The organism is Geobacillus sp. 47C-IIb (assembly GCF_014679705.1).
In the GTDB taxonomy this organism is placed as follows: domain Bacteria; phylum Bacillota; class Bacilli; order Bacillales; family Anoxybacillaceae; genus Geobacillus; species Geobacillus thermodenitrificans.
Window position 1 is genome coordinate 110,500 of record NZ_CP061473.1, and the last position, 21,004, is coordinate 131,503.

Annotated in this window: 17 protein-coding genes, 7 tRNA genes, 1 rRNA gene and 1 riboswitch; of the genes, 7 read left to right on the forward strand and 18 right to left on the reverse strand. The window is 49.6% G+C overall.

Going from position 1 to position 21,004, the window contains the following annotated elements:
- Positions 1 to 276: 276 nt before the first annotated feature.
- The 3 genes from parC to IC804_RS00570 all read right to left on the reverse strand — a co-directional run bounded on the left by parC (position 277) and on the right by IC804_RS00570 (position 5,298).
- Entirely contained in the window at positions 277 to 2,721 is a 2,445-nt protein-coding gene (parC, locus tag IC804_RS00560) for a DNA topoisomerase IV subunit A (RefSeq protein ID WP_081157388.1), read from the reverse strand.
- A 60-nt stretch (positions 2,722 to 2,781) separates the two neighbouring features.
- Positions 2,782 to 4,719: a DNA topoisomerase IV subunit B gene (gene parE, locus IC804_RS00565; protein WP_008881836.1), complete on the reverse strand. Its 1,938-nt coding sequence runs from the start codon at positions 4,717 to 4,719 to the stop codon at positions 2,782 to 2,784.
- Between the two features lie 159 nt (positions 4,720 to 4,878).
- Entirely contained in the window at positions 4,879 to 5,298 is a 420-nt protein-coding gene (locus IC804_RS00570; RefSeq protein ID WP_008881835.1) for a CoA-binding protein, read from the reverse strand.
- Between the two features lie 294 nt (positions 5,299 to 5,592).
- On the opposite strand from IC804_RS00570, the gene IC804_RS00575 reads away from it, so the two are divergent.
- Complete coding sequence (locus IC804_RS00575; RefSeq protein ID WP_060475864.1) at positions 5,593 to 6,162, forward strand: hypothetical protein; 570 nt, start codon at positions 5,593 to 5,595, stop codon at positions 6,160 to 6,162.
- 147 nt (positions 6,163 to 6,309) lie between these two features.
- On the opposite strand, the gene IC804_RS00580 is transcribed toward IC804_RS00575, so the two are convergent.
- Both IC804_RS00580 and IC804_RS00585 read right to left on the reverse strand, forming a co-directional pair.
- Complete coding sequence (locus IC804_RS00580) at positions 6,310 to 7,986, reverse strand: ABC1 kinase family protein (RefSeq protein WP_011887446.1); 1,677 nt, start codon at positions 7,984 to 7,986, stop codon at positions 6,310 to 6,312.
- A 51-nt stretch (positions 7,987 to 8,037) separates the two neighbouring features.
- Entirely contained in the window at positions 8,038 to 8,337 is a 300-nt protein-coding gene (locus IC804_RS00585) for a phasin family protein (protein ID WP_008881832.1), read from the reverse strand.
- 166 nt (positions 8,338 to 8,503) lie between these two features.
- On the opposite strand from IC804_RS00585, the gene IC804_RS00590 reads away from it, so the two are divergent.
- Entirely contained in the window at positions 8,504 to 9,352 is an 849-nt protein-coding gene (locus IC804_RS00590; RefSeq protein ID WP_060475865.1) for an MBL fold metallo-hydrolase, read from the forward strand.
- A 286-nt stretch (positions 9,353 to 9,638) separates the two neighbouring features.
- On the opposite strand, the gene IC804_RS00595 is transcribed toward IC804_RS00590, so the two are convergent.
- The 9 genes from IC804_RS00595 to IC804_RS18385 all read right to left on the reverse strand — a co-directional run bounded on the left by IC804_RS00595 (position 9,639) and on the right by IC804_RS18385 (position 11,243).
- Positions 9,639 to 9,712, reverse strand: a tRNA-Ile gene (locus tag IC804_RS00595).
- A gap of 18 nt (positions 9,713 to 9,730) precedes the next feature.
- Positions 9,731 to 9,812, reverse strand: a tRNA-Tyr gene (locus IC804_RS00600).
- 11 nt (positions 9,813 to 9,823) lie between these two features.
- Positions 9,824 to 9,896 (reverse strand) — tRNA-Thr (locus IC804_RS00605).
- Positions 9,897 to 9,933: 37 nt separating this feature from the next.
- Positions 9,934 to 10,026 (reverse strand) — tRNA-Ser (locus IC804_RS00610).
- 17 nt (positions 10,027 to 10,043) lie between these two features.
- Positions 10,044 to 10,126, reverse strand: a tRNA-Leu gene (locus tag IC804_RS00615).
- Positions 10,127 to 10,134: 8 nt separating this feature from the next.
- Positions 10,135 to 10,206, reverse strand: a tRNA-Ala gene (locus IC804_RS00620).
- 4 nt (positions 10,207 to 10,210) lie between these two features.
- A tRNA-Val gene (locus IC804_RS00625) sits at positions 10,211 to 10,285 on the reverse strand.
- A gap of 9 nt (positions 10,286 to 10,294) precedes the next feature.
- A 5S ribosomal RNA gene (rrf, locus tag IC804_RS00630) occupies positions 10,295 to 10,411 on the reverse strand.
- A 745-nt stretch (positions 10,412 to 11,156) separates the two neighbouring features.
- Entirely contained in the window at positions 11,157 to 11,243 is an 87-nt protein-coding gene (locus IC804_RS18385) for a putative holin-like toxin (protein WP_223812931.1), read from the reverse strand.
- 496 nt (positions 11,244 to 11,739) lie between these two features.
- Here IC804_RS18385 and IC804_RS00635 point away from each other — a divergent pair, with 496 nt between their 5' ends.
- Positions 11,740 to 12,372 (forward strand): DUF2238 domain-containing protein, encoded by a 633-nt coding sequence (locus tag IC804_RS00635; RefSeq protein WP_008880195.1) that lies wholly within the window; start codon positions 11,740 to 11,742, stop codon positions 12,370 to 12,372.
- Between the two features lie 44 nt (positions 12,373 to 12,416).
- Here IC804_RS00635 and IC804_RS00640 read toward each other — a convergent pair whose 3' ends face one another.
- On the reverse strand, positions 12,417 to 14,087 hold the full coding sequence (locus IC804_RS00640) for a DUF6044 family protein (protein ID WP_041264860.1): 1,671 nt from the start codon (positions 14,085 to 14,087) through the stop codon (positions 12,417 to 12,419).
- A 223-nt stretch (positions 14,088 to 14,310) separates the two neighbouring features.
- On the opposite strand from IC804_RS00640, the gene IC804_RS00645 reads away from it, so the two are divergent.
- Positions 14,311 to 14,928: a sulfite oxidase-like oxidoreductase gene (locus IC804_RS00645; protein WP_029761299.1), complete on the forward strand. Its 618-nt coding sequence runs from the start codon at positions 14,311 to 14,313 to the stop codon at positions 14,926 to 14,928.
- Between the two features lie 73 nt (positions 14,929 to 15,001).
- Here the strand turns inward: IC804_RS00645 and IC804_RS00650 are convergent, their stop codons facing one another.
- Positions 15,002 to 15,586: an ECF transporter S component gene (locus IC804_RS00650; protein WP_008880192.1), complete on the reverse strand. Its 585-nt coding sequence runs from the start codon at positions 15,584 to 15,586 to the stop codon at positions 15,002 to 15,004.
- A gap of 152 nt (positions 15,587 to 15,738) precedes the next feature.
- Positions 15,739 to 15,870, reverse strand: a riboswitch (FMN riboswitch).
- A 146-nt stretch (positions 15,871 to 16,016) separates the two neighbouring features.
- The gene (locus IC804_RS00655) at positions 16,017 to 17,228 is read right to left on the reverse strand and encodes a threonine synthase (protein WP_081157137.1); all 1,212 of its coding nucleotides are present in this window, start codon (positions 17,226 to 17,228) and stop codon (positions 16,017 to 16,019) included.
- A gap of 405 nt (positions 17,229 to 17,633) precedes the next feature.
- On the opposite strand from IC804_RS00655, the gene pepT reads away from it, so the two are divergent.
- Positions 17,634 to 18,869, forward strand: a complete 1,236-nt coding sequence (gene pepT, locus IC804_RS00660) for a peptidase T (RefSeq protein WP_008880190.1) — start codon at positions 17,634 to 17,636, stop codon at positions 18,867 to 18,869.
- A gap of 445 nt (positions 18,870 to 19,314) precedes the next feature.
- Positions 19,315 to 19,707, forward strand: coding sequence for a hypothetical protein (locus IC804_RS00665; RefSeq protein ID WP_081157138.1), 393 nt, complete (start codon positions 19,315 to 19,317; stop codon positions 19,705 to 19,707).
- Between the two features lie 88 nt (positions 19,708 to 19,795).
- Here IC804_RS00665 and IC804_RS00670 read toward each other — a convergent pair whose 3' ends face one another.
- Positions 19,796 to 20,221 (reverse strand): OsmC family protein, encoded by a 426-nt coding sequence (locus tag IC804_RS00670; protein ID WP_029761295.1) that lies wholly within the window; start codon positions 20,219 to 20,221, stop codon positions 19,796 to 19,798.
- A gap of 189 nt (positions 20,222 to 20,410) precedes the next feature.
- Here IC804_RS00670 and plsY point away from each other — a divergent pair, with 189 nt between their 5' ends.
- The gene (gene plsY, locus IC804_RS00675; RefSeq protein WP_008880188.1) at positions 20,411 to 21,004 is read left to right on the forward strand and encodes a glycerol-3-phosphate 1-O-acyltransferase PlsY; all 594 of its coding nucleotides are present in this window, start codon (positions 20,411 to 20,413) and stop codon (positions 21,002 to 21,004) included.

Sequence of the window (21,004 nt, forward strand, 5' to 3'; positions counted from 1 at the left end):
CTTGCAAATTGATGTGAACCACTTTTACAAGTCTGTATCTTGTCTCTCTTTTGAAGACAGATGGCCTTTTGCATGGACTCCTTTTTCGCTCGAATTCACAAGAGCTGAACGGCTTCGTTTGACATGCCGATCTTGCTTATTACATCTGTTTTCCCTTACAAGTTTGCTACGAACCGTCAATGAATCCCCGCCTAGTACAAGTTTGACCAATCGTCGGCCCTCAGTTCAACCGACAGCGGCTCACCTTATGGATAGCGGATTCTTGGCGTTTCCCCCTCATTCCTCTTCCCCTTTTCCTAACAACTTCTCTGGCTCTTTCCAAACGTCGATCACCATCCCGGCTTCGTCGGTATCGATGAGGAATGAACCAGTGCCGTAGCGATCGGTCAAGCGGAGTGAAGCAACATCGACCGTTTCGGTGACCCCTTTTTCCGTCCGCATTCCGATCATTTCTTCACCATCATTAGTCATGACGGCTCCGACGATTCGGTGCGGGTTGGATTTCACCTCGCGCACAATCATCACTCCACGTCTCGCGCGCGATGTCGGTTCGAATTCGCTAAGAGCCATTTTTTTCACCGCTCCGCGCTGTGTCACGACAATGAGAGAACCGCTCTCTTCAGGACAAATCGGGCAGACCGCGGCAACAAAATCGCCCTCTTTAAGTTGAATGCCTTTCACCCCGGCGGCACGCACGCCGACCAAACTGATTTCCTCTTCAGCAAACAAGAGCGCATAGCCATCATGCGTCGCCATCCAAATAAGGCCGCGGCCGTCGGTCGCGTAGACGGCGATCACCTGATCATCGCCTTTTAGATTGACTGCCACAAGCGGGCGTGTATAGCGCTGCACTTGGTACTGCGAAAGCTCCGTCCGCTTTACCATCCCATGCTTTGTCACAAAGACAAGCTGCTCATTCGTTTCAAAAGAGGAAACCGGAACAACCGCAACAAGTTCATCATCGCGCTCGATCGGAATGAGACTTGAAATATGCTGGCCAACGTCTTTCCAGCGAATGTCCGGCAACGTGTGCACCGGGCAATACAAATAATATCCCCGGCGGGTGAACAACAAGAGTACATCCGTCGTGTTCATCTCTAACTGGGCGAGCAATCGGTCTGTCTCTTTCATCCCGATGTCCTGGCCGTTGGACGCACTGTAAGAACGGTAGCTCGTTCGTTTCACATATCCTTCTTTTGTCACCGTCACGATGACATCTTCCGCTGGAATGAGTGCTTCGACGTTGACTTTCAGCTCCTCGATCTCCTCTTCAATGACCGTTCGCCGTTCATCAGCGTATTGCTTTTTCATCGACTTCAACTCTTTTTTAATGACCGCAAGAAGCTTTTTCTCATCAGCTAGAATCGCGGTCAGCTCGGCGATCGTTTTGTCGAGCCCTTCCGCCTCTTGACGGAGTGCTGTAATGTCCGTATTCGTCAACCGATACAGCTGAAGCGTCACGATCGCCTCCGCCTGCGCCTCGGTAAATCCGTAGTTAGCAATCAGCCGGTCTTTGGCGTCCCGCTTGTCGCTTGAGGCGCGAATCGTCGCGATCACCTCGTCCAAAATGGAAAGCGCCTTAATTAAACCATCAACAATATGTTTCCGCTCATTCGCTTTTTTCAGTTCAAAATGAGAACGGTTCGTGACGACGTCTTTCCGATGAGCGATATAGGCGTCAAGCAGCTCTGGCAAGCTCATCAATTTCGGCCGGCGCTCGTGAATCGCCACCATATTGAAGCTGTACGGCACTTGCAAGTCAGTATTCTTGTATAAATAGTTGAGAATCGCTTCCGCATCCGCATCTTTTTTCAGTTCAATCACGATCGACAGCCCGTTCCGGTCCGTTTCGTCACGGACGTCAGCGATGCCATCCAGCTTTTTGTCCAAGCGAAGCTCATCGATTTTTTTTACTAAGTTGGCTTTGTTCACTTCATAAGGCAACTCGGTAATCATGATATGCCGTTTTCCGCCTTTTGCCTGCTCGATCGTCGCTTTGGCGCGGATGATGATTTTTCCGCGACCGGTCTCGTACGCCTTGCGAATGCCGTCCTTCCCTTGGATAATGCCGCCGGTCGGAAAATCGGGACCGGGAAGAACCGTCATCAAGTCATCGACGGTGCAATTCGGCCGGTCGATTCGCAATAAGACGGCATCGATGACTTCACCGAGCGCATGCGGCGGAATGTCGGTCGCATAGCCAGCCGAAATACCGGTCGAACCGTTTACGAGCAGGTTCGGAAACATTGCCGGCAAGACAGTCGGCTCGTTCGTCGTATCATCAAAGTTCGGCACAAAGGCGACCGTTTCTTTGTCAATGTCGCGAAGCAGCTCGGCGGCGATGGCTGACAGGCGCGCCTCCGTGTAACGCATCGCCGCCGGCGGATCGCCGTCCAAGCTCCCGTTGTTGCCGTGCATTTCGATAAGCACGTTACGTAGCTTCCAGTCTTGGCTCATCCGCACCATCGCCTCATACACTGACGAATCGCCATGCGGATGGAAGTTGCCGATCACGTTCCCGACTGTTTTTGCCGCTTTGCGAAACGGCTTATCGGCCGTATTGCCATCGACGTACATGGCATATAAAATACGGCGCTGCACCGGCTTTAACCCGTCACGCGCATCAGGCAGCGCCCGGTCTTGGATGATATATTTACTGTAGCGGCCAAAGCGGTCGCCAAGCACATCCTCTAAAGGCAATTCCAACAATCGTTCTGCCATCATCATTCTCCTTTCACAACGAACTTCAGCGGCAAAAAGGCGGCTTGCCTCAAGCCGCCATCAGCCGATCCAACCTGGCTCTTCTTCGAGTCCAAAGGCGACGTGCGTTTCGATCCATTTGCGGCGCGGCTCGACTTTGTCACCCATGAGCGTCGTCACCCGCCGCTCGGCGCGGGCGGCGTCTTCGATGCGTACGCGAATTAACGTGCGCGTCTCTGGGTTCATCGTCGTTTCCCACAGCTGATCGGCGTTCATTTCACCAAGCCCTTTGTAGCGCTGAATCGTATAGCCGCGCCCCATTTTTTTCGTGATCTCCCTAAGCTGCTCATCCGTCCACGCATACTCCACTGTTTCCTTTTTGCCGCTTCCTTTACTGATTTTGTAAAGCGGTGGCAAGGCAATGTATACTTTCCCTGCTTCAATAAGCGGACGCATATAGCGATAAAAAAACGTGAGCAGGAGCACTTGAATATGGGCGCCGTCCGTGTCGGCGTCTGTCATGATGATCACTTTGTCGTAGTTAATGTCCTCAATCGAAAAATCAGCGCCGACACCGCCGCCAATGGCATGAATGATCGTATTGATTTCCTCATTTTTTAAAATATCGCCAAGCTTCGCTTTTTCAGTGTTAATGACTTTCCCGCGCAGCGGCAGCACCGCCTGAAAACGGCGGTCACGCCCTTGCTTCGCCGAGCCGCCCGCTGAGTCGCCTTCGACCAAATACAGCTCGTTTTTTTGCGGATTGCGCCCTTGTGCCGGCGTCAACTTGCCGCTTAAAAGCGCCTCTTTTCCTTTCCGCTTTTTGCCGCTTCGCGCTTCCTCGCGCGCTTTGCGGGCCGCTTCACGCGCTTGATACGCCCGGATCGCCTTTTTAATGAGCATCGCACTCACATCTGGGTTTTCTTGCAAAAAGTAGGTCAACTGTTCAGACACGACCGCATCAACAGCCGAACGCGCCTCGCTCGTCCCAAGCTTGCCTTTTGTCTGTCCTTCAAACTGCAACAAATGCTCCGGAATGCGCACCGAGACAATCGCTGACATCCCTTCACGAATATCAGTTCCTTCAAGGTTTTTATCCTTTTCTTTTAATAAGCCGACACGGCGCGCATATTCGTTAAAGACGCGTGTCATCGCCGTTTTCGCCCCGGCTTCGTGCGTGCCTCCGTCTTTTGTGCGCACATTGTTGACAAACGACAAGACGTTTTCCGAGTAGCCGTCATGAAATTGAAACGCAAACTCGACTTCAATGCCGTTTTGCTCGCCGGCAAAATAGGCGACCGGATGGAGCACGTCTTTTTCTTCATTCAAATAGGCAACAAACGCTTCAATCCCGTTTTCGTAATGAAACACCTCGCGCATGCCGGTCCGTTCATCGACAAGTTCGATTTTCAGCCCTTTTAATAAAAACGCCGATTCGCGCAGCCGTTCGCTTAACGTTTCATAATCGAACACCGTTGTGCTGAAAATCGTCGGGTCAGGCTTAAATTGAATGATTGTCCCGGTTTTGTTTGTCGTTCCGATGTTTTCAAGCGTCGTCACCGGCTTGCCGCCGTTCTCAAACCGTTGCCGATAGATAAAGCCGTCGCGATGAATCGTGACAACAAGCCATTCGGATAGGGCGTTGACGACTGATGCCCCGACCCCGTGCAAACCACCGCTCGTTTTATACCCGCCTTGACCGAACTTACCGCCGGCATGCAGCACAGTCAAAATCACTTCCGGCGTCGGTTTGCCGAGCTTATGCATTCCGACCGGCATGCCGCGCCCTTCGTCCAAAACGGTGACACTGTTATCTTTATGTATTTGAACAAGAATGTAATTTCCGTATCCAGCCAATGCCTCGTCAACGGAGTTGTCGACAATTTCATAGACAAGATGATGCAGGCCGCGGCTGTCAGTGCTGCCGATGTACATGCCCGGCCGCTTTCTCACCGCCTCAAGCCCTTCTAATACTTGAATCGCATCTTCGTTATATTCGTATACCGTTCGTTTTGCCACAAGGCCACCCCTTCCTGCCAAAACAAGAACATCTGTTTCTGTTTTATTGTACCATAAAATACCCGGCTGTCCATTGTCTTTTGACAACGCCTGACAAAATCGGACAAATGCGCCGAAAAAACGAAAGGACCATCTCGGAGAAGATGGTCGTTTCGTTCGTTACGCGCGCTTCGTGAGCGCATGTTCCACTTTAATGCAGCGGTCCATAATGACCGTATAGCCTTTTTCTTTTAAAAAGCGGTACGCTTCTTCGTTGACGACGCCAAGTTGAGCCCAAAACACGTCAGCGTCGATTTGCACAAACTCGCGGGCGAGTTCCGGCAGATGTTCAGAGCGGCGGAACACATTAACAATATCAACATGCCCTTGAATATCTGTCAGTTTGTCCACCGCCGGAATGCCTTCCCATTCATCAATCATCGGATTGACAGGAATAATTTCGTATCCGGCATCTTTCATCGCTTTCGTCACCATGTATGATTCGCGCTCCGGGTTGTTGGACAAACCGACTACCGCAATTCGCTTCGCCTTCCGCAAAATATCGCCGATCTCGTCCCGGCTTGGGTTTACAATGGACATCGGGTTCTCTCCTTCCTTCATTCCCTTTACTCGTCGTACTAGTTTCGCCGTCTAGAAATGAAAATCCTGCCGTGCTCATGGGAAATAAGAAAAAATCATCGGTCTTTCCTACGCGACGATAGGCGTAGTCCCAACGAACCGGCAACACACAGTTGTCCTTTATCTTCCCCGAAATAACGGCGTCTAAAACAGCTCCCTCCTCTTTTCCATGGTTTCCGCCGCCGAAGGTAGACGTTTTCCGCATATCTCGATCAACTATGTGAGATGCTAAGCAAAGACAAGGGAGGGTTGTTCGTGAATTATCAAGCATATTGGAAAGAAATCGACCAAACACGCGAACAGCTGCACAGGCTACTCCAATCGTATTGGAGCGACTACTCCGGCGTTGGAACGTGGCCGTTTTGGCTGATCTTCACTTTTCTCATCGTTCCTTTAGTGTTGCTTTTTTTCACCGTCGACCGGAAACGGATCTTCGAAATCTTTTTCTTTGGCTACACTATTCACATATTATGGACCTATACTTACATCGCTTTAGAAAACGCCATGTATTTGTCACCACGTTATTTTTTAACGCCGTTTTTGCCGTTTGCCTTAAACATTACCGCCTCGGTGTTGCCCGTCGGTTTTTTGTTGCTTTATCAATATTGTACGAACCACAACAAAAATTTTTATTTATATACGATATTGTTAAGCGCAATATTTGCTTTCGGACTCGCTTCGCTTGAGCAGTGGCTTGGTTTGCTTGAATTGCACGGAGGGTTGCGCAAGTTCCATCTTTTCCTTATCGACTTAATAATCGTGTTCATTACCTATGGGGCGACACGCCTTCTCGTTCGCATCCAGGCCAACCATCACGCTACCTGAACTCCTGATGACAAAAGAGCCGTTCACTTTTTGACGCAATGTGAACCGTATTCAACAGTCGATGCGTAAATGGCCGCAACAAGCCTAAGACACCACAAATACCGTTCAATCACAACAAGAAAAAGGGGACACCCCCCTTTTTTTGCACTAAAGCTTCCCTGATCGAAAGATCGAATAAAGCAACCACCCGAACATGAGCGCGACCACACCAAATCCAATTTCAATAATCGGAATTTTCCATAGGAGCATCGACTGCCGTCCTAGCGATGAAGCGATTAACATGCCGGCCATGACGATGCTCAAGGAAAGAAGGATGAGGCTGATGGACAATCGATTGCCAATTTGATCGAGTTTGCGCAAAAGCGCCTCAAGGTCTGAGGCTGTCATCTCAAGCTGAAGTTTGCCGCGCCGCATGACCTTCGTCAGTTCTTTGATACTGTCCGGCAGCCGAAGCAGCATTTCGCCATAACCCGCCACACGCTTCCACGCCGTTTCTGCCACGCGATCGAGTCGAAGCCGCTCTTTCAGCAATTTTCTTCCGAACGGTTCGGCAACGTCCATTACGCGAAATTGAGGGTCAAGCGTCGCCACCACTCCTTCAACCGTCAACAGCGCTTTCCCTAACAGCGTCAAGTCGCTCGGAATGCGAATGCCATGCCGAAACGCCACCGTTAAAAGATCCCCGATCGCTTCGCCAAGGCTCACCTCGCTGAGCGGAACACGATAATACTTCTCGCGCAACTCGTCAATATCGTCGCGCAGCTTCCCCTCATCGACCTCAGCCGGAACAAGCCCGAGGCCATAAATGGCGTTCAACACCCCGTCGGTGTTTTGCCGCATCAAAGCGATGATAAGTGAGGAAAGGTGATGCTTGACATTCGGACGGAGGCGTCCCATTAAGCCGAAATCAATAAAGGCAAGCATCCCATCGGGGAGAACGAATACATTGCCCGGATGAGGATCGCCATGGAAGAATCCATGTTCGAACATTTGCTTTAACATCGAGACAGTCAAGCGCTCAGCCAGTGTCTTTAACGAATGACCGCTCTCTTTCAGGCGCTCGATTTCCCCGAGCTTAACCCCCTCCACATATTCCATCGTCAGCACTAGTTTCGTCGTATACTCCCAAAAAACGCCGGGCACGTATACAGACGGGTCATCGGCAAATTGATTAGCAAACGTTTCCGCATGGCGCGCCTCGATGGTGTAATCGAGCTCCTGCCGCAGCGACTTTGCCAATTCGTCAACGATTTCAGTGAGCCGATAAGACGCCGCCCAATCTAAGCGCCGTTCCGCGAGCACTGCTAAGTCTTGTAAAATATCCAAATCCGTCTCAATCCGCGCTGCAATATGCGGGCGCTGTATTTTCACCACGACAGCTTGTCCGGAAGGAAGAACGGCCCGATGTACTTGCCCGAGCGAAGCGGCTGCTAGTGGGATTTCGTCAAATGATCGAAAAAGCTCCTCGAGCGGCCCTCCCAATTCTGTTTCCACAATCCGGCGGACCTCAGGAAATGGAAACGGTGGAACTTGATCTTGCAACTTTTCCAATTCGCAAATGATATATCGAGGGATCAAATCCGGTCGCGTGCTGGCGATTTGCCCAAGCTTAATAAATGTCGGACCGAGTTCCTCGAGCACAAGGCGCAGACGTTCTCCGACCGTTTTTCCTTCCCGTTTCCCTTGTTCGGTTCGCCCGCGCGGCGGCAAGGAAAGAAAGGACGAAAAACCGAGTTCATCGACGATCATCCCGAATCCGTGCCGAAGCAAGGCGACGGCAATTTCATGATATCGACCAATATGGCGCATCCGCTTTCCGATCATCCGACCATCTCCCTTACAACGGCAAAAAGCGAGCGGACAGGCCGTATTCGTTTACTGCCCGCTTTGTTCCTTTTCTTCAAGGCGGCGGATTCGCTCCTCGAGCTGTCGAACGTCTTCCTTCGTCGCTAAATCAAGCTTGTCAATCATTTGTTTGATTTGCTCGCGCACAAGTCGTTGCACTTCCGCTTTCCGCTCTTCGGTTTGCTGCTTCCATTGGTCGATTACTTCTTTCGATTCATCAAGCGACAACTCCCCTTTTTTGACCAACTCATCGATCAATTTTTCCACTTGTTCTTTGCTAGCAATGGCTAATCCAAGTCCAAATGCCAACCCTTTTTTCAAAATGCTCATCCGTTTTATCCTCCTTTATCCATCCTTTTTCCTTATCGTACCATTTTTCGATGATCCTTGTCGAGCTAGGTCGCGGATTTCCCGTACGGATCGAATGCTGTTTTGTATACCTCATGTGATCGGGCGGCATGCTATCGTTGGACGATCATTCATAGGAGGGGTCCCAATGACTGATGAACAGCTGCATTATGGAGAAGACTACCATTTCATTCCCGCGACATCGGCAGCAAGCGGTGTCGGCATTAGCGTGCTGCCCGATTTGTACTGTCACACGATCCAAATCGTGAACATTTGTCTTGTCGGCCGGCCGGACGACCGCACGTTTGTATTGGTCGATGCTGGCATGCCGGGGTCGGCTGATGACATTATTTCCGTTGTGGAACAACGTTTTGGAGAGAACAGCCGCCCGCAAGCGATTATTTTAACTCACGGCCATTTTGACCACGTGGGGGCGATTGTTGAGCTTGTGAAGCATTGGAATGTTACGGTCTATGCCCACCCAGCCGAACTTCCTTATTTGACCGGAAAAGCTCGCTATCCTGAACCTGACGCTGCTGTCGAAGGCGGCTTCATCGCCAAAATATCACCGTTTTTCCCAAACGAACCGATTCAGTTAGGCAACCGCGTTCAACCGCTTCCTGAGGACGGCACCGTCCCGCACTTGCCAGAGTTCCGTTGGATACACACACCGGGGCACACTCCGGGACACATTTCCTTATTCCGTTCACGCGACGCTGCCTTAATCGCGGGCGATGCGTTCGTCACCGTCCGTCAAGACTCGTTATATAAAGTATTGACCCAACAAACAGAAATTAACGGCCCGCCACGCTATTATACAATCGACTGGCCCGCCGCCCGCGAATCCGTGCGCAAGTTAGCCGCACTCTTTCCGTCAGTCGCCATCACCGGGCACGGTGCTCCTGTCGCCGGCAAAGAGCTGCGCGAAGGGTTGACAAAACTCGCCCGTGATTTTGACCGTATCGCTACCCCTGATTATGGAAAGTACGTCCATTAGGCAAACGGACCATCGTTCCGTGAACGGCTTCTAGTTTTGTTTGAAGCGGAAGTTTCTCTGCTGAAACCACTTTCAGAATGATGTAAAAAACAGGGGAGGGTGTCTGAACAGGGCACCCTTTCGTTGTTAAATGGCAGACACTAAAGGGACGTTTTGCTGCTGAAAATGAAGACCATGCACTCACATGTGAAAGTCAGAGGATTCTCCATGGAGATGGTAGAGCACATTATGCCTCGACAACGCAAAAAGGACGACAAGAATCACTCTTGTCGTCCATCATAATAGATGGGCCTAAGTGGACTTGAACCACCGACCTCACGCTTATCAGGCGTGCGCTCTAACCAGCTGAGCTATAGGCCCGTTTATAAGAAATAAAAATGGAGGGGGACGGATTCGAACCGCCGAACCCAAAGGGAGCGGATTTACAGTCCGCCGCGTTTAGCCACTTCGCTACCCCTCCATGATTAACAATGCCGACTGCAGGACTTGAACCCGCAACCTACTGATTACGATTCAGTTGCTCTACCAATTGAGCTAAGTCGGCATAATATTAAGAAGGAGACTCATTGTTGATGAATTTATGGCGGAGGAGGAGGGATTCGAACCCCCGCGGGCTGTGACACCCCTATCGGTTTTCGAAACCGACCCCTTCAGCCAGACTTGGGTACTCCTCCGTAACTATTTGGAGCGATGCGGTCGAGAGGACTTGAACCTCCACGGGGTCGCCCCCACTAGGCCCTCAACCTAGCGCGTCTGCCATTCCGCCACGACCGCATAATCAATGGAGCGTAGGGGATTTGAACCCCTGACCTCTTCGCTGCCAGCGAAGCGTTCTCCCCCTGAACTAACGCCCCATGATGGTGGAGTATACTGGGATCGAACCAGTGACCCCCACGCTGTCAACGTGGTGCTCTCCCGCTGAGCTAATACTCCGTATTCTATGCCTAGCAGCGACCTACTCTTGCAGGGGCGCTGGCCCCAACTACCATCGGCGCTGGAGAGCTTAACTTCCGTGTTCGGGATGGGAACGGGTGTTTCCTCTCCGCTATCACCACTAGGCAATGGCGACATTATTTATTATAAATGATTTTGATTTATTGTCAATAGTTTTTTTATTCTTTTTTTGTTTTGTTCCGTTCAACTTTCAAGAAACAAAACTATCTCTTGAACTTTCATTTTCGCAACCTTTTGTCGAGAAACTGACCTTTCCTGTTCCTGCTTGTAGGCGTAGACACAAGCAAAACCTCAAGCAGTTTACTAATATATCATTTTTCCAACAGATGTCAAGCGTTTTTTCTTAAAATCAATCTTCGCATAAAACCAAAACTTCAAAATCGGACAGTTTTTATTATATAGATAAAATATTTATTTTGTCAAGGTTTATTTTTTATTAAAGACCATGTTTCGTTGTTTTCTTTTGCTTCACCCTCATCTAACGAAGCGACAATTTTTATTATACTTATGAACTGATTCTAAGTCAATATTTATAATCCAGTTAATTTTATCCAAAATATTTCGCTATATTAGCCTGAGTAGAGAAGCTTTTTTCAAAGTAGCTTCCCCCCTTTTACATCTATTTACTCAAATGATCCAGCCGATAGATGTACATTCTCCCCTTTTCATGCACAAATCATTTCTTGCCATGGCCATGGCCACCTGCGTATAATAAAAGGTAGATAGCGTAAAATGAAAACAGGGACATTGGCGGCCACCAATGCCCTGTCCATGCACAGCCCTGCAAGAAGTGCAGTGGCTCAAGCTTTGGGCATGATAACCTACCCTCGCCTCGGCCTAGCAGGGTGGGTTATTTTTTGTCTTTTGCTACGGCGATCACCGCGACGATGAGTGACGCAAACGCAATCATGAGCGTCAGCGCATCGGCAATCGTCATCACCAACACCACCCCCTTTCGTTTAGGGAGTGGCCACTGCCCACCCTGCATATGGCTGTGCATGTTTCATTATACCATCGAATCAATCAAATGCGAATATACATTCGTATGCTTGTTGAAAAATTAGGAACGTTTCCCTATCTATAGGCATTGTGGCATCCTCAACCCGTTTGACAACAGCGCATCATGACATCCATCTCTATTTTGATAGCCACTAAACTTTGTCTATTTTCGCCGGGAGCTCGAAAAAACGTTGTTTCGTCCGCCTATATTCTTCCATATTTTTTCTGAGCTCATCATCGTTGACTCTGTATTCATCGTCAGCTAGCCATATCCCGCGAAACCGGTGGATGTGAATGGTTTCTCCCTTCTTTCTTTCATTTTTTCGGTACAAAATTGGTGTAGTTCTTCTTCGTGTGAAAATGCTTCGTATAAAATCGGCGATTTTCCGAATAATGACAGTAGACTCATCTTGCTCTGCCAAGGAGGAAAACAAGTGGAACAGGCAAAACAACCCCGCGTTCATGGGCTGTTGTTGCTAGTCGTTGCCGCTGTGTTCGTTTGGTCGGCCATTCGTCCGACTAGCTATGCAGTGTGGGCGCTCGAGGTCACCCCGGCGCTGATTGGGCTTGTGATTGTAATCGCCCTATACCGACGCTTTCGGTTGACCACGATGTCATATGTCATCATTGCTATATTGGTGATCATCATGTTTATTGGCGGTCATTATATTTATTCCAAAGTTCCCTTTTTTAACTGGATCAAAGATGTATTTCATTTGGAACGCAACCATTACGACCGATTTGGCCATTTCCTCAAAGGGATGTTCGCTATCGTTCTCAGAGAGCTCCTCCTGCGGAAAACGCCGTTGCCGCGCGGCGCGTGGCTTTTCATCATCGTCACGGGCATGTCGCTCGCTATCGCTGCCCTGTATGAGATCATCGAATGGCTCGTCTCGATCATCTTTAAAGGTGGAAAGGCATCAAAGGACTTTTTGGGGATGCAAGGAAATATTTGGGATACACAATGGGATATGTTATGTACACTCATCGGGACAATGATTGCCCTATGGCTGCTCTCAAAGTGGCATGACAGGCAGCTTGCGCGATTGGATCATCACCGCAGCTAAGCTCATAAAACAGCGGCTTTTGCCTTCAGGAAAAGCCGCTGTTTTCAATTCACCTTATACAAGTAAATCGTCCATGCTGATTCGTCGGAAGTAAACACACGCTCAAGCGTCAGCCTGTTCTCAGCTGCATTATCGATCGGAACGGCCGAGAAAATATAGCGGCCGCCCATTTTTTTCAACTGTTCTGTATTCAGCTGCAAATTCTTCAGCCGCTTTTTCGACTGTTTCGTAAACATATACCGTTTGCCAAGCTCCGCCGTAAAGATGTAGCAACGCCCGCCCCATTCGTCAAAATACGTACGGATCGTCTTGCTTTTGGCCAGTTCACGTTCAATGATTTTACGGAACTCGTATTTGTATGACAACGGGTAAAAGTTGTTGTACGTATCGAGCGTGTAAAACCCGTTGTATTGAGCAATAGCCGGATGAATGCCGATGCTTACGACGCGGTAATCGGACACAGGAAGCCCGATGTATTGTTTGATTTGTTGAAACTGTTCTTCCGCATAAAATTGTTTCACCGTCGGTTCATAACGGAAGACGATTTCCTCGTTAATGAAAAACACGAGAATCATTTGCGCCGCTAACAACCGTTTCGCCCACGTTTTCCCCTTTCCGCTGTATTGCCACACGATTTTCAACGCCAGCGCAAATTGCACATAGATGATGAGCGGACGCAAAAAATGAAAACGGGCGAAATTAAACGTATCCAAAAAATGAAACCGCTCGGTCAGCGGCAGCCACCCTTTATAAAACCAAAAGGCGTACCATGCCGACAGCGCAAAGTTAAGACCGAACAAGAAAAGAAACAGCCGTTCCTCTTTCCATCGTCTTTTGGCGAAAACTATGAACAAAGCGATGAACCAGACCGGCAAAATGAAAAACGTATGCTCAGTCATGACGTGGTGATGGCCGAGAATAAAGTTTTTCCATGTTAAACGGACACAATGCCAAAACGTCAAGCGTGCATGGAAATACTCATCCCGGCTCGTCGGTTCATCTTCCCATAAAAACGAATAAACAAGCCGGTACTCGACAAGCAAATAAAGCAGCGTCATATAGGCAATTGAAGCGAAAAAGCGGATGTTCCATCCCTTTCCGCGCAGTACATCCAAAAGCCAAAGAGCGCCCATGGCGGCAAGAAAGAAAAAGAAACCAAGTACAAAACTTGAATAAAGCGGGAGAAGCGTCAGCACCGCGTAATTTTTCCAAGACCGCTCCCCCTTTCGAATGTTCAAAAACGCCCAGAGCGCAAGCGGCATGCCTAGCGTGCTTAACATCCCTGACGGCCAAAAAAGTGTGAGGGAAAACGCCAGCGCCACCCCAATGCGGACAGCCATCCAGCGCCGCTCGGGCAAAATATGGGTTTTCAAAAGCAAATACATGCCGACAAACGCCACAACTCTTGTGATCGTTTGGCTAAGTGCATAAGCGATCATCGTCGGAAAAAAGGCATGCAGCCAGACGATGCCGGTCAACTCGGATCCGAGCGCGTTTCTCGATAATTCACCATTAGCGATTTGCGGAATTTTCGCATCAAGCGGTCCGGTGATTTGCCCGCTTTCAGCAAGCACTTTATACCAGGCGATGTTGGAATCCAAATTATCGTGGACACGAATATGCGCATTCTCACCAAGGATAAACAGCGGGGACACATAAAGGGCGATGACGCCAAGCGCTAAAAGCAAAAACCGTCGTTCTCTTTGTTCATCCATCGGCATCACGCTCCTGACTCCTCTGGGTTTGGTCATAAAAGCCCTATTGGATACGATGTGCATGAAAGGAAAAAATTATTCTTGCGGGCGAATGAAAGAGCGTGCGATAAGATGACGATGTTGTTTCGCGTTTCGTTTTTTCCCTTCTCTCGTTGCATCCTCTCCCTTTCCTTTCGTATCATTAAATGCAAGAAAACATTCTATTTCCAAAGGAGTGCGTATGATGGCAAAACAACTCCCTCCCGGCCAGTTCGAGACGGAAAAATGGCCGATTTTACATGAAGGGGACGTGTACGAATTTGATGAGACGACATGGAATTTTCGACTGTTCGGCGAGGTCAAAAAGGAGGTGTCCTTCTCCTATCAAGAAGTGATGGCGCTGCCGAAAACAATTTCCACCGTCGACATGCATTGTGTCACGACATGGTCGAAATTTGATACGACGTTTGAAGGCATCGCCTTTCGCGAGTTTTTGCGCTTCGTTGAACTAGAACCGGGTGTGAAGTACGTAAAAATTTACGGCTACTTAAACGGCGACCGGTTCGGCTATTCCGCGAACTTGCCACTTGAAGCGTTGATGGGTGACGATGCGCTGTTTGTCTATCGGTGGAAAGACAAACACCACGATTGGCAAGACATTTCGCCGAAGCACGGCTACCCGCTCCGTTTCATTCCACCAGCCACGTTTTACTTATGGAAAGGCGCAAAATGGGCGTCCGGCATCCGCTTTATGAAAGAGGACGAGCCAGGCTATTGGGAAGAGCGCGGCTATTCAATGACCGCAAATCCATTTAAAGAAGAGCGATTCGCCGAATCGATATCAAGGTTTCGATTTTGGTGAGGAAATCTGATGAAACCAGCAGTAGAAACAAAAAACGAGGGTTTGAAGCAGAAACCCTCGTTTTTTTGTTTGGCTATGCCGCTCGGCGAGCGACAGCTTGTTTTTGCAGCCATGGGCGAAGGCGCAAAAAGAGAAGCATAAACACAACAGCCATGAGCACCCCTTTTGCCGCGTTAAACGGCAAAATAGCGGAAATGACCAACGCTTTTGTTTCCGGCGCACTCATCGCCGGAGCGCCAAGGAAGAGCGTATATGCCGGCAAAAAGACATAGTAGTTGAGCACGCTCATGACGAGAGCCATTGTCGCTGTTCCCGCCGCCAGTCCAAGTAGCATGCCTTTTTTTGATGCAGCTCTGCGATAAATATAGGAAACTGGCAAAATAAACGCCACCCCGGCAGTGAAGTTGGCGATCTGTCCGATTGGAACGCCAGTGGCGCTGCCGACAAGAAAATAGTTCAGCACGTTTTTCAACAGCTCAACAAACACGCCGGCAAGCGGGCCGTACAAAAGCGCGGCGACAAGCGCCGGGATGTCGCTAAAATCTACAAGCAAAAAGTTAGGAAATGGCGGAAGCGGAAAGTTGAGCATCATGAGCAAGTACGCACCAGCACTAAAGACACTGACAGCCACAAAGGTGCGGATGTTGAATGATTTCATGCTTGTTCTCCTCTCCTTCTCGTGATCCATCCTCACAAGAAGAAGGCTGCCGAGCGAACGCCAATAAAAAACCCCTTAAACCCAAGGGCTTAAGGGAGAAAAAGGGCGAACTCAACTAAGCGTCAGGCGCATGGCGCCAAACGCCGGCAAACCTTCATCTTCTCCCATCCAGACTATACTGTCGGCTCCGGACTCGCACCGGATCCTGCCTTGCGGCTCGCGGGCTGAGGGGCATCCACCCCATCACCGCCGGTCGGGAATTTCACCCTGCCCCGAAGATGAATCATATTCTTTTATTATTGATAATGATAAATTTAGTATACAATTTTCATATCATTTTGTCTACGATTAACAGCTTGATGACAAGTTGACCGAACATGCTGTGCTTTCGTTTCCCGCACAGTCGACTTGCCGCGACTAGTTGTCAACTTTATCTAATCAGCTCCTCCCCCAGCTCGAGTACCGGCGGATTGACATTGACCATATCAGCGTATTTCAATCCGGTTCCAGTATTTAGCACAACGACGGTCTCCCCGTCACGAATCCAACCGCTTTCGCGCAGCTGGCGAGCCGCCGCAAACGCCGCCGCTCCTTCCGGGCAAATGAACGCCCCTTCCGCTTTTGCCACCATCTGCTGTTGTGCCAAAATCGCCTCATCGTCGATAGCAATCGCACAGCCATCCGTCTCATACACCGCCTCAAGCACAAGAAAGTCGCCAAGCGCTTTTGGCACGTTAATGCCAAACGCCACCGTATGAGAGTTCGGCCAAAATTCCGACTCATGCTTTTTCTCGTTCCATGCCTTCACAATCGGTGCGCAATGCTCGGCTTGCACAGCGACAAGCCGCGGCATCTTGCCGTTTACCCAACCAAGCGCCTGCAGTTCTTTGATTGCCTTGTAAATGCCGATGAGCCCAACGCCGCCCCCGGTCGGATACAAGATGACATCCGGAAGCTGCCAAGAGAACTGCTCGGCAATCTCAAGTCCCATCGTTTTCTTTCCTTCAATCCGATACGGTTCTTTCAATGTAGAAGCATCGTACCAACCGTATTCACGGATCGCTTTCGCCACGATTTGTCCAGCATCGCTGATCAAGCCGTTGACTAAATACAATTCCGCCCCTGCGATGGCACATTCCTTGCGCGTCAACTCCGGTGCATCCACCGGCATAACCACCGTCGCACGAATGCCGGCTCGAGAAGCATAAAGCGACCACGCCGCCCCTGCGTTGCCGTTTGTCGGCATAGCAAGCTGTTCGACCCCCAATTCTTTCGCTTTGGAAACGCCGACCGCCGCCCCGCGAGCTTTAAACGTCCCCGTTGGAATGACCCCTTCGTCTTTCATATAAAGTGAATCAATCCCGATGTTCCGGCCAAGGCGCGCCATTCGTACAAGCGGGGTCATCCCTTCACCTAAAGAGACGATATGTTTGGGATGTTTCACCGGCAATAGCTCATGATACCGCCATAAGCTCGGTTCACGTTCCTTGAGCGCTTCCCGTGCCACTTCTTGGCGCATCGCTTCCAAATCATAGGCGACTAGAAGTGGAGAACCGCATTCGCAAAGCTGGTGCACGTGATCGACATCATATGTACGTTCGCATTTCGAGCAGTAGAGATGGGATGCGTAACTAAATGACATCGGTTGTCCTCTCCTTCCGTCTACTTTGTCTGTACTGGACGGCTAAGCAGGTGTGAGCTTATTATGTAGAGGCTTGACGACACACCCGTCCTTTTCATTATACTGCACATTTGCGTATGCAGCCCATTGCTTTTGTGCATAATAGTAGGAAATGCGCAAATACTACAAAAATGATAGAAATGATTCTGTGCCGATCACGAACCGCTTTTTATGTCAAATGCGTCAATGGGCGAGGAATGTCCTCTCCCCGTGCTCCCAGTTTTCTTGCAAACAACTGCTCCTTCTTTTTTACCGTTTACACTGCGTGTGATAGAATAGAATGGAAAACACCGCCTTCGTTTCCTCATGGGTGGCAGAGCGGTTGATCCGTTGTCAAATTCGTGTATAACCAAGGGGGGACTCTTCATGAAACAAGAACTCATTGAACGCTTCACCCGATACGTCAAAGTCGACACCCAATCCGATCCGGAAAGCAACACGTGCCCTTCGACCCAAGGGCAATGGGATCTAGCGAGAATGTTAGTCGAGGAGCTAAAAGCAATCGGCATGGAAGAAGTAACCGTCGATGAAAACGGCTATGTGATGGCAACCTTGCCGGCCAATACGGACAAAAACGTGCCAACGATTGGCTTTTTGGCTCATCTCGACACGGCACCGGAATTTACCGGAACAAACGTCAACCCGCAGATCATTGAACAATATGACGGTGGCGACATCGTGTTAAACGAACAGCAGCACATCATCCTATCGCCGAAAGACTTCCCGGAGCTTGCCAACTACAAAGGACATACGCTCATTACGACGGATGGGACGACGCTGCTAGGCGCCGACGACAAAGCGGGAATCGCCGAAATTATGACGGCGATGAACTATCTCATTCAACACCCGGAAATTAAGCACGGCAAAGTGCGCGTCGCCTTTACACCAGATGAAGAAATCGGCCGCGGGCCGCACAAATTTGATGTCGCTCAATTTGGCGCCCAATTTGCATATACGGTCGACGGGGGACCGCTCGGCGAATTGGAGTACGAAAGCTTTAACGCAGCGGAAGCCAAAATCACCATTAAAGGAAAAAACGTCCATCCGGGCACGGCAAAAGGAAAAATGATCAACTCGATCAAAATCGCCTTGGAGTTCCAGCAACAGCTGCCAGCAAACGAAGCGCCTGAACATACGGACGGATATGAAGGGTTTTACCATTTGCTTTCATTCCAAGGCAATGTGGAGGAAACAAAGCTGTATTACATTATCCGCGATTTTGACCGCGAGCAATTTGAGGCACGCAAGGCAAAAATGAAAGACATCGCCGCCGCGCTCGCGCAAAAATACGGCAATGACCGGATTTCTATTGAAATCAATGACCAATATTACAACATGCGCGAAAAAATTGAACCGGTGCACCATATCGTCGACATCGCCCATGAGGCCATGACAAACTTGGGCATCGAACCGAAAGTGAAACCGATCCGCGGTGGCACAGACGGGTCCCAATTGTCATATATGGGGCTGCCAACACCGAACATTTTTGCCGGCGGTGAAAATTTCCATGGCCGTTATGAATACATTTCCGTCGATACGATGGTGAAAGCCGCCGAAGTGATCGTGGAGATCATCAAGCTGTTCGAACAAAAAACATCCTAATCTATGGTTCGTTTGCCTATCGTCCAAAAGCCGTTTTACGCCATGATGAAAGAAACGGTGTCCCCGCTCATTGGGGATACCGTTTTCTTCATTATTACAAGCAATCTGTCCTCCCCATTTCGTTCTGTTATGAAAGCAGGGTGGTTTGCTCCTCAATCCGCACCGAAAAAGACTCCTCCTCCGAATACACACGACAAGAATAATCAAATTAACCTACTTGGCGTGTGGTCCTTTCGGTCAACATAGCGAAGCCATTGGCAAGGAAGCTGTTGACTGTCACTGTGTATTCATCGTCTAGATGAAGCGGTATACCGTCTTGGCAGCTGGATGTCAGCAAAAAGTATCGGCATCAAAACCAAGCTTGTGTTATCGCCTGTTTAGCTGACCATTCGCTGATCAAGTATCGCACTTACGACGAAGATGAAGGCAGCGCATCGTTTGAACAATGGAACCGACGTTTGATAAACAAAGAATGGGCAGAAGGGAAAACGCTTATCGCCTCTATTCGCCTGGCGTCAAAAGAGCAGCTGGTGACGTTTTGACAACTAAACAAGCGCAAAAGGAATGGATAAAGACATCGGTGGAAATGAAAAAAAGAAGTGCTCGCACAAAGCGACAGACGACTTGCGCACCCACCGCGATGAAAGCCGTCGACCTCATTGCCCACGAAACGGGCGGAAGCATCAGTAAATCGCATGAGGAGCTCGTCTTGCCGATCCGGCTCGTTGAAGAAATGAATGTCCATCCAAACGATCCATCGTCACTATGCGTTCGAATAAGAAAAGGTGCTTCGCTCGTGTCGACGAAACACCTTTTCCTCGCTCACAGGAATGAGTAGCTCATCCCCCACTGTAAGGGCCGGTGCGATAAGCAAGGACATGTTCACACTAGCGGCCCAAACAGCAACATCGCAAAGCCGCGCTTCGTTAGATGGTCTCCTTTCCGCGAATACCGTTAATGGAATAGCTCGCCGTAACAGCGGCATTTAACGAATGGGAGACGGAACAATACTTTTCTTTTGACAGCCGAATGGCGCGGATGACTTTTTCTTCCGGCAAATCGCCTTCGAGCGCGTAATGAATATGTATGTCGGTAAATCGTTTTGGGTGGTCATCGGCGCGCGTTCCTTCCACCTCCATTGAAAACGAGCGGACATCAAGCCGCATTTTCTGCAAGATCAAAATGATATCAATGCCGGTGCAACCTGCCAACGCATGAAGCAATAGCTCCATCGGACGGGCACCCGAATCGTTGCCGCCGACATCCTTCGCGGCATCCATCGGGATCGTCACACCGGAAGCGCTTTGGCCGCTGAACGACATGTTTCCATTCCACGTAACGGTCGTTTTCATCATCATCGTCGCCCCTCTCTATTTGCTTTGGCTACGGAACGAACAACCGCCGCCTGGCCGTTCGTTTCCATCTGCTTTTCAGTTTACCGGTTGCCGGTTTGAAATGCAAAATTCCTGTCTAGCGTTTTTGCACGTGCATGATAAAATAGAAACATGTACAAACTTGTTCAGTAAAGGGTGTTTAACGAGATGACTGCACTAATTTTACTTATCGCTTATCTTCTCGGTTCGATTCCGTTTGGCCTTCTTGTCGGGAAAATTGGTTACGGAATCGACATTCGCGAGCACGGGAGTGGCAATCTCGGAGGAACGAACACGTTCCGCGTGCTCGGAGCGAAAGCGGGAACGATCGTCATTTTGGGCGATATGTTGAAAGGGACGTTGGCAGCGAGCTTGCCAATGCTTTTTTCTGTTCCCGTTCACCCGCTCTTGGCTGGAGCGGTCGCTGTTGTCGGCCATATGTACCCGATATTTGCTAAATTTCGCGGCGGCAAGGCAGTGGCGACATCAGGCGGAGTGATGCTGTTTTATTCTCCGCTGTTCTTTTTGTCACTGATCGCCGTATTTCTTGTCGTGTTGGCCGTTTCGCGCTACGTCTCCCTGTCATCAATGGCCGCAGCACTGTATGCGGTCGTGTACACTGTCTTCTTCACGGATGACATTCCATTGACGGTAGCGGTAGTATTGTTGGCTTCGTTTATTTTTTATCGTCACCACGCCAATATTCGACGCATCTTGAATAAAACGGAGCCAAAAGTGAAATGGCCAAGAAAGCGGAAATAA

Coding starts and splice junctions, on each gene's coding strand:
- IC804_RS00640 (WP_041264860.1), bottom strand. CDS start 14,087: ATGGATGAACAAAGAGAACGACGGTTTTTGCTTTTAGCGCTTGGCGTC.
- IC804_RS00670 (WP_029761295.1), bottom strand. CDS start 20,221: ATGAAAACGACCGTTACGTGGAATGGAAACATGTCGTTCAGCGGCCAA.
- plsY (WP_008880188.1), top strand. CDS start 20,411: ATGACTGCACTAATTTTACTTATCGCTTATCTTCTCGGTTCGATTCCG.
- pepT (WP_008880190.1), top strand. CDS start 17,634: ATGAAACAAGAACTCATTGAACGCTTCACCCGATACGTCAAAGTCGAC.
- IC804_RS00665 (WP_081157138.1), top strand. CDS start 19,315: ATGGAACCGACGTTTGATAAACAAAGAATGGGCAGAAGGGAAAACGCT.
- IC804_RS00585 (WP_008881832.1), bottom strand. CDS start 8,337: ATGAGCATTTTGAAAAAAGGGTTGGCATTTGGACTTGGATTAGCCATT.
- IC804_RS00645 (WP_029761299.1), top strand. CDS start 14,311: ATGGCAAAACAACTCCCTCCCGGCCAGTTCGAGACGGAAAAATGGCCG.
- IC804_RS00580 (WP_011887446.1), bottom strand. CDS start 7,986: ATGATCGGAAAGCGGATGCGCCATATTGGTCGATATCATGAAATTGCC.
- IC804_RS18385 (WP_223812931.1), bottom strand. CDS start 11,243: ATGACGATTGCCGATGCGCTGACGCTCATGATTGCGTTTGCGTCACTC.
- IC804_RS00655 (WP_081157137.1), bottom strand. CDS start 17,228: ATGTCATTTAGTTACGCATCCCATCTCTACTGCTCGAAATGCGAACGT.
- parC (WP_081157388.1), bottom strand. CDS start 2,721: ATGGCAGAACGATTGTTGGAATTGCCTTTAGAGGATGTGCTTGGCGAC.
- IC804_RS00650 (WP_008880192.1), bottom strand. CDS start 15,586: ATGAAATCATTCAACATCCGCACCTTTGTGGCTGTCAGTGTCTTTAGT.
- IC804_RS00590 (WP_060475865.1), top strand. CDS start 8,504: ATGACTGATGAACAGCTGCATTATGGAGAAGACTACCATTTCATTCCC.
- IC804_RS00570 (WP_008881835.1), bottom strand. CDS start 5,298: ATGTCCATTGTAAACCCAAGCCGGGACGAGATCGGCGATATTTTGCGG.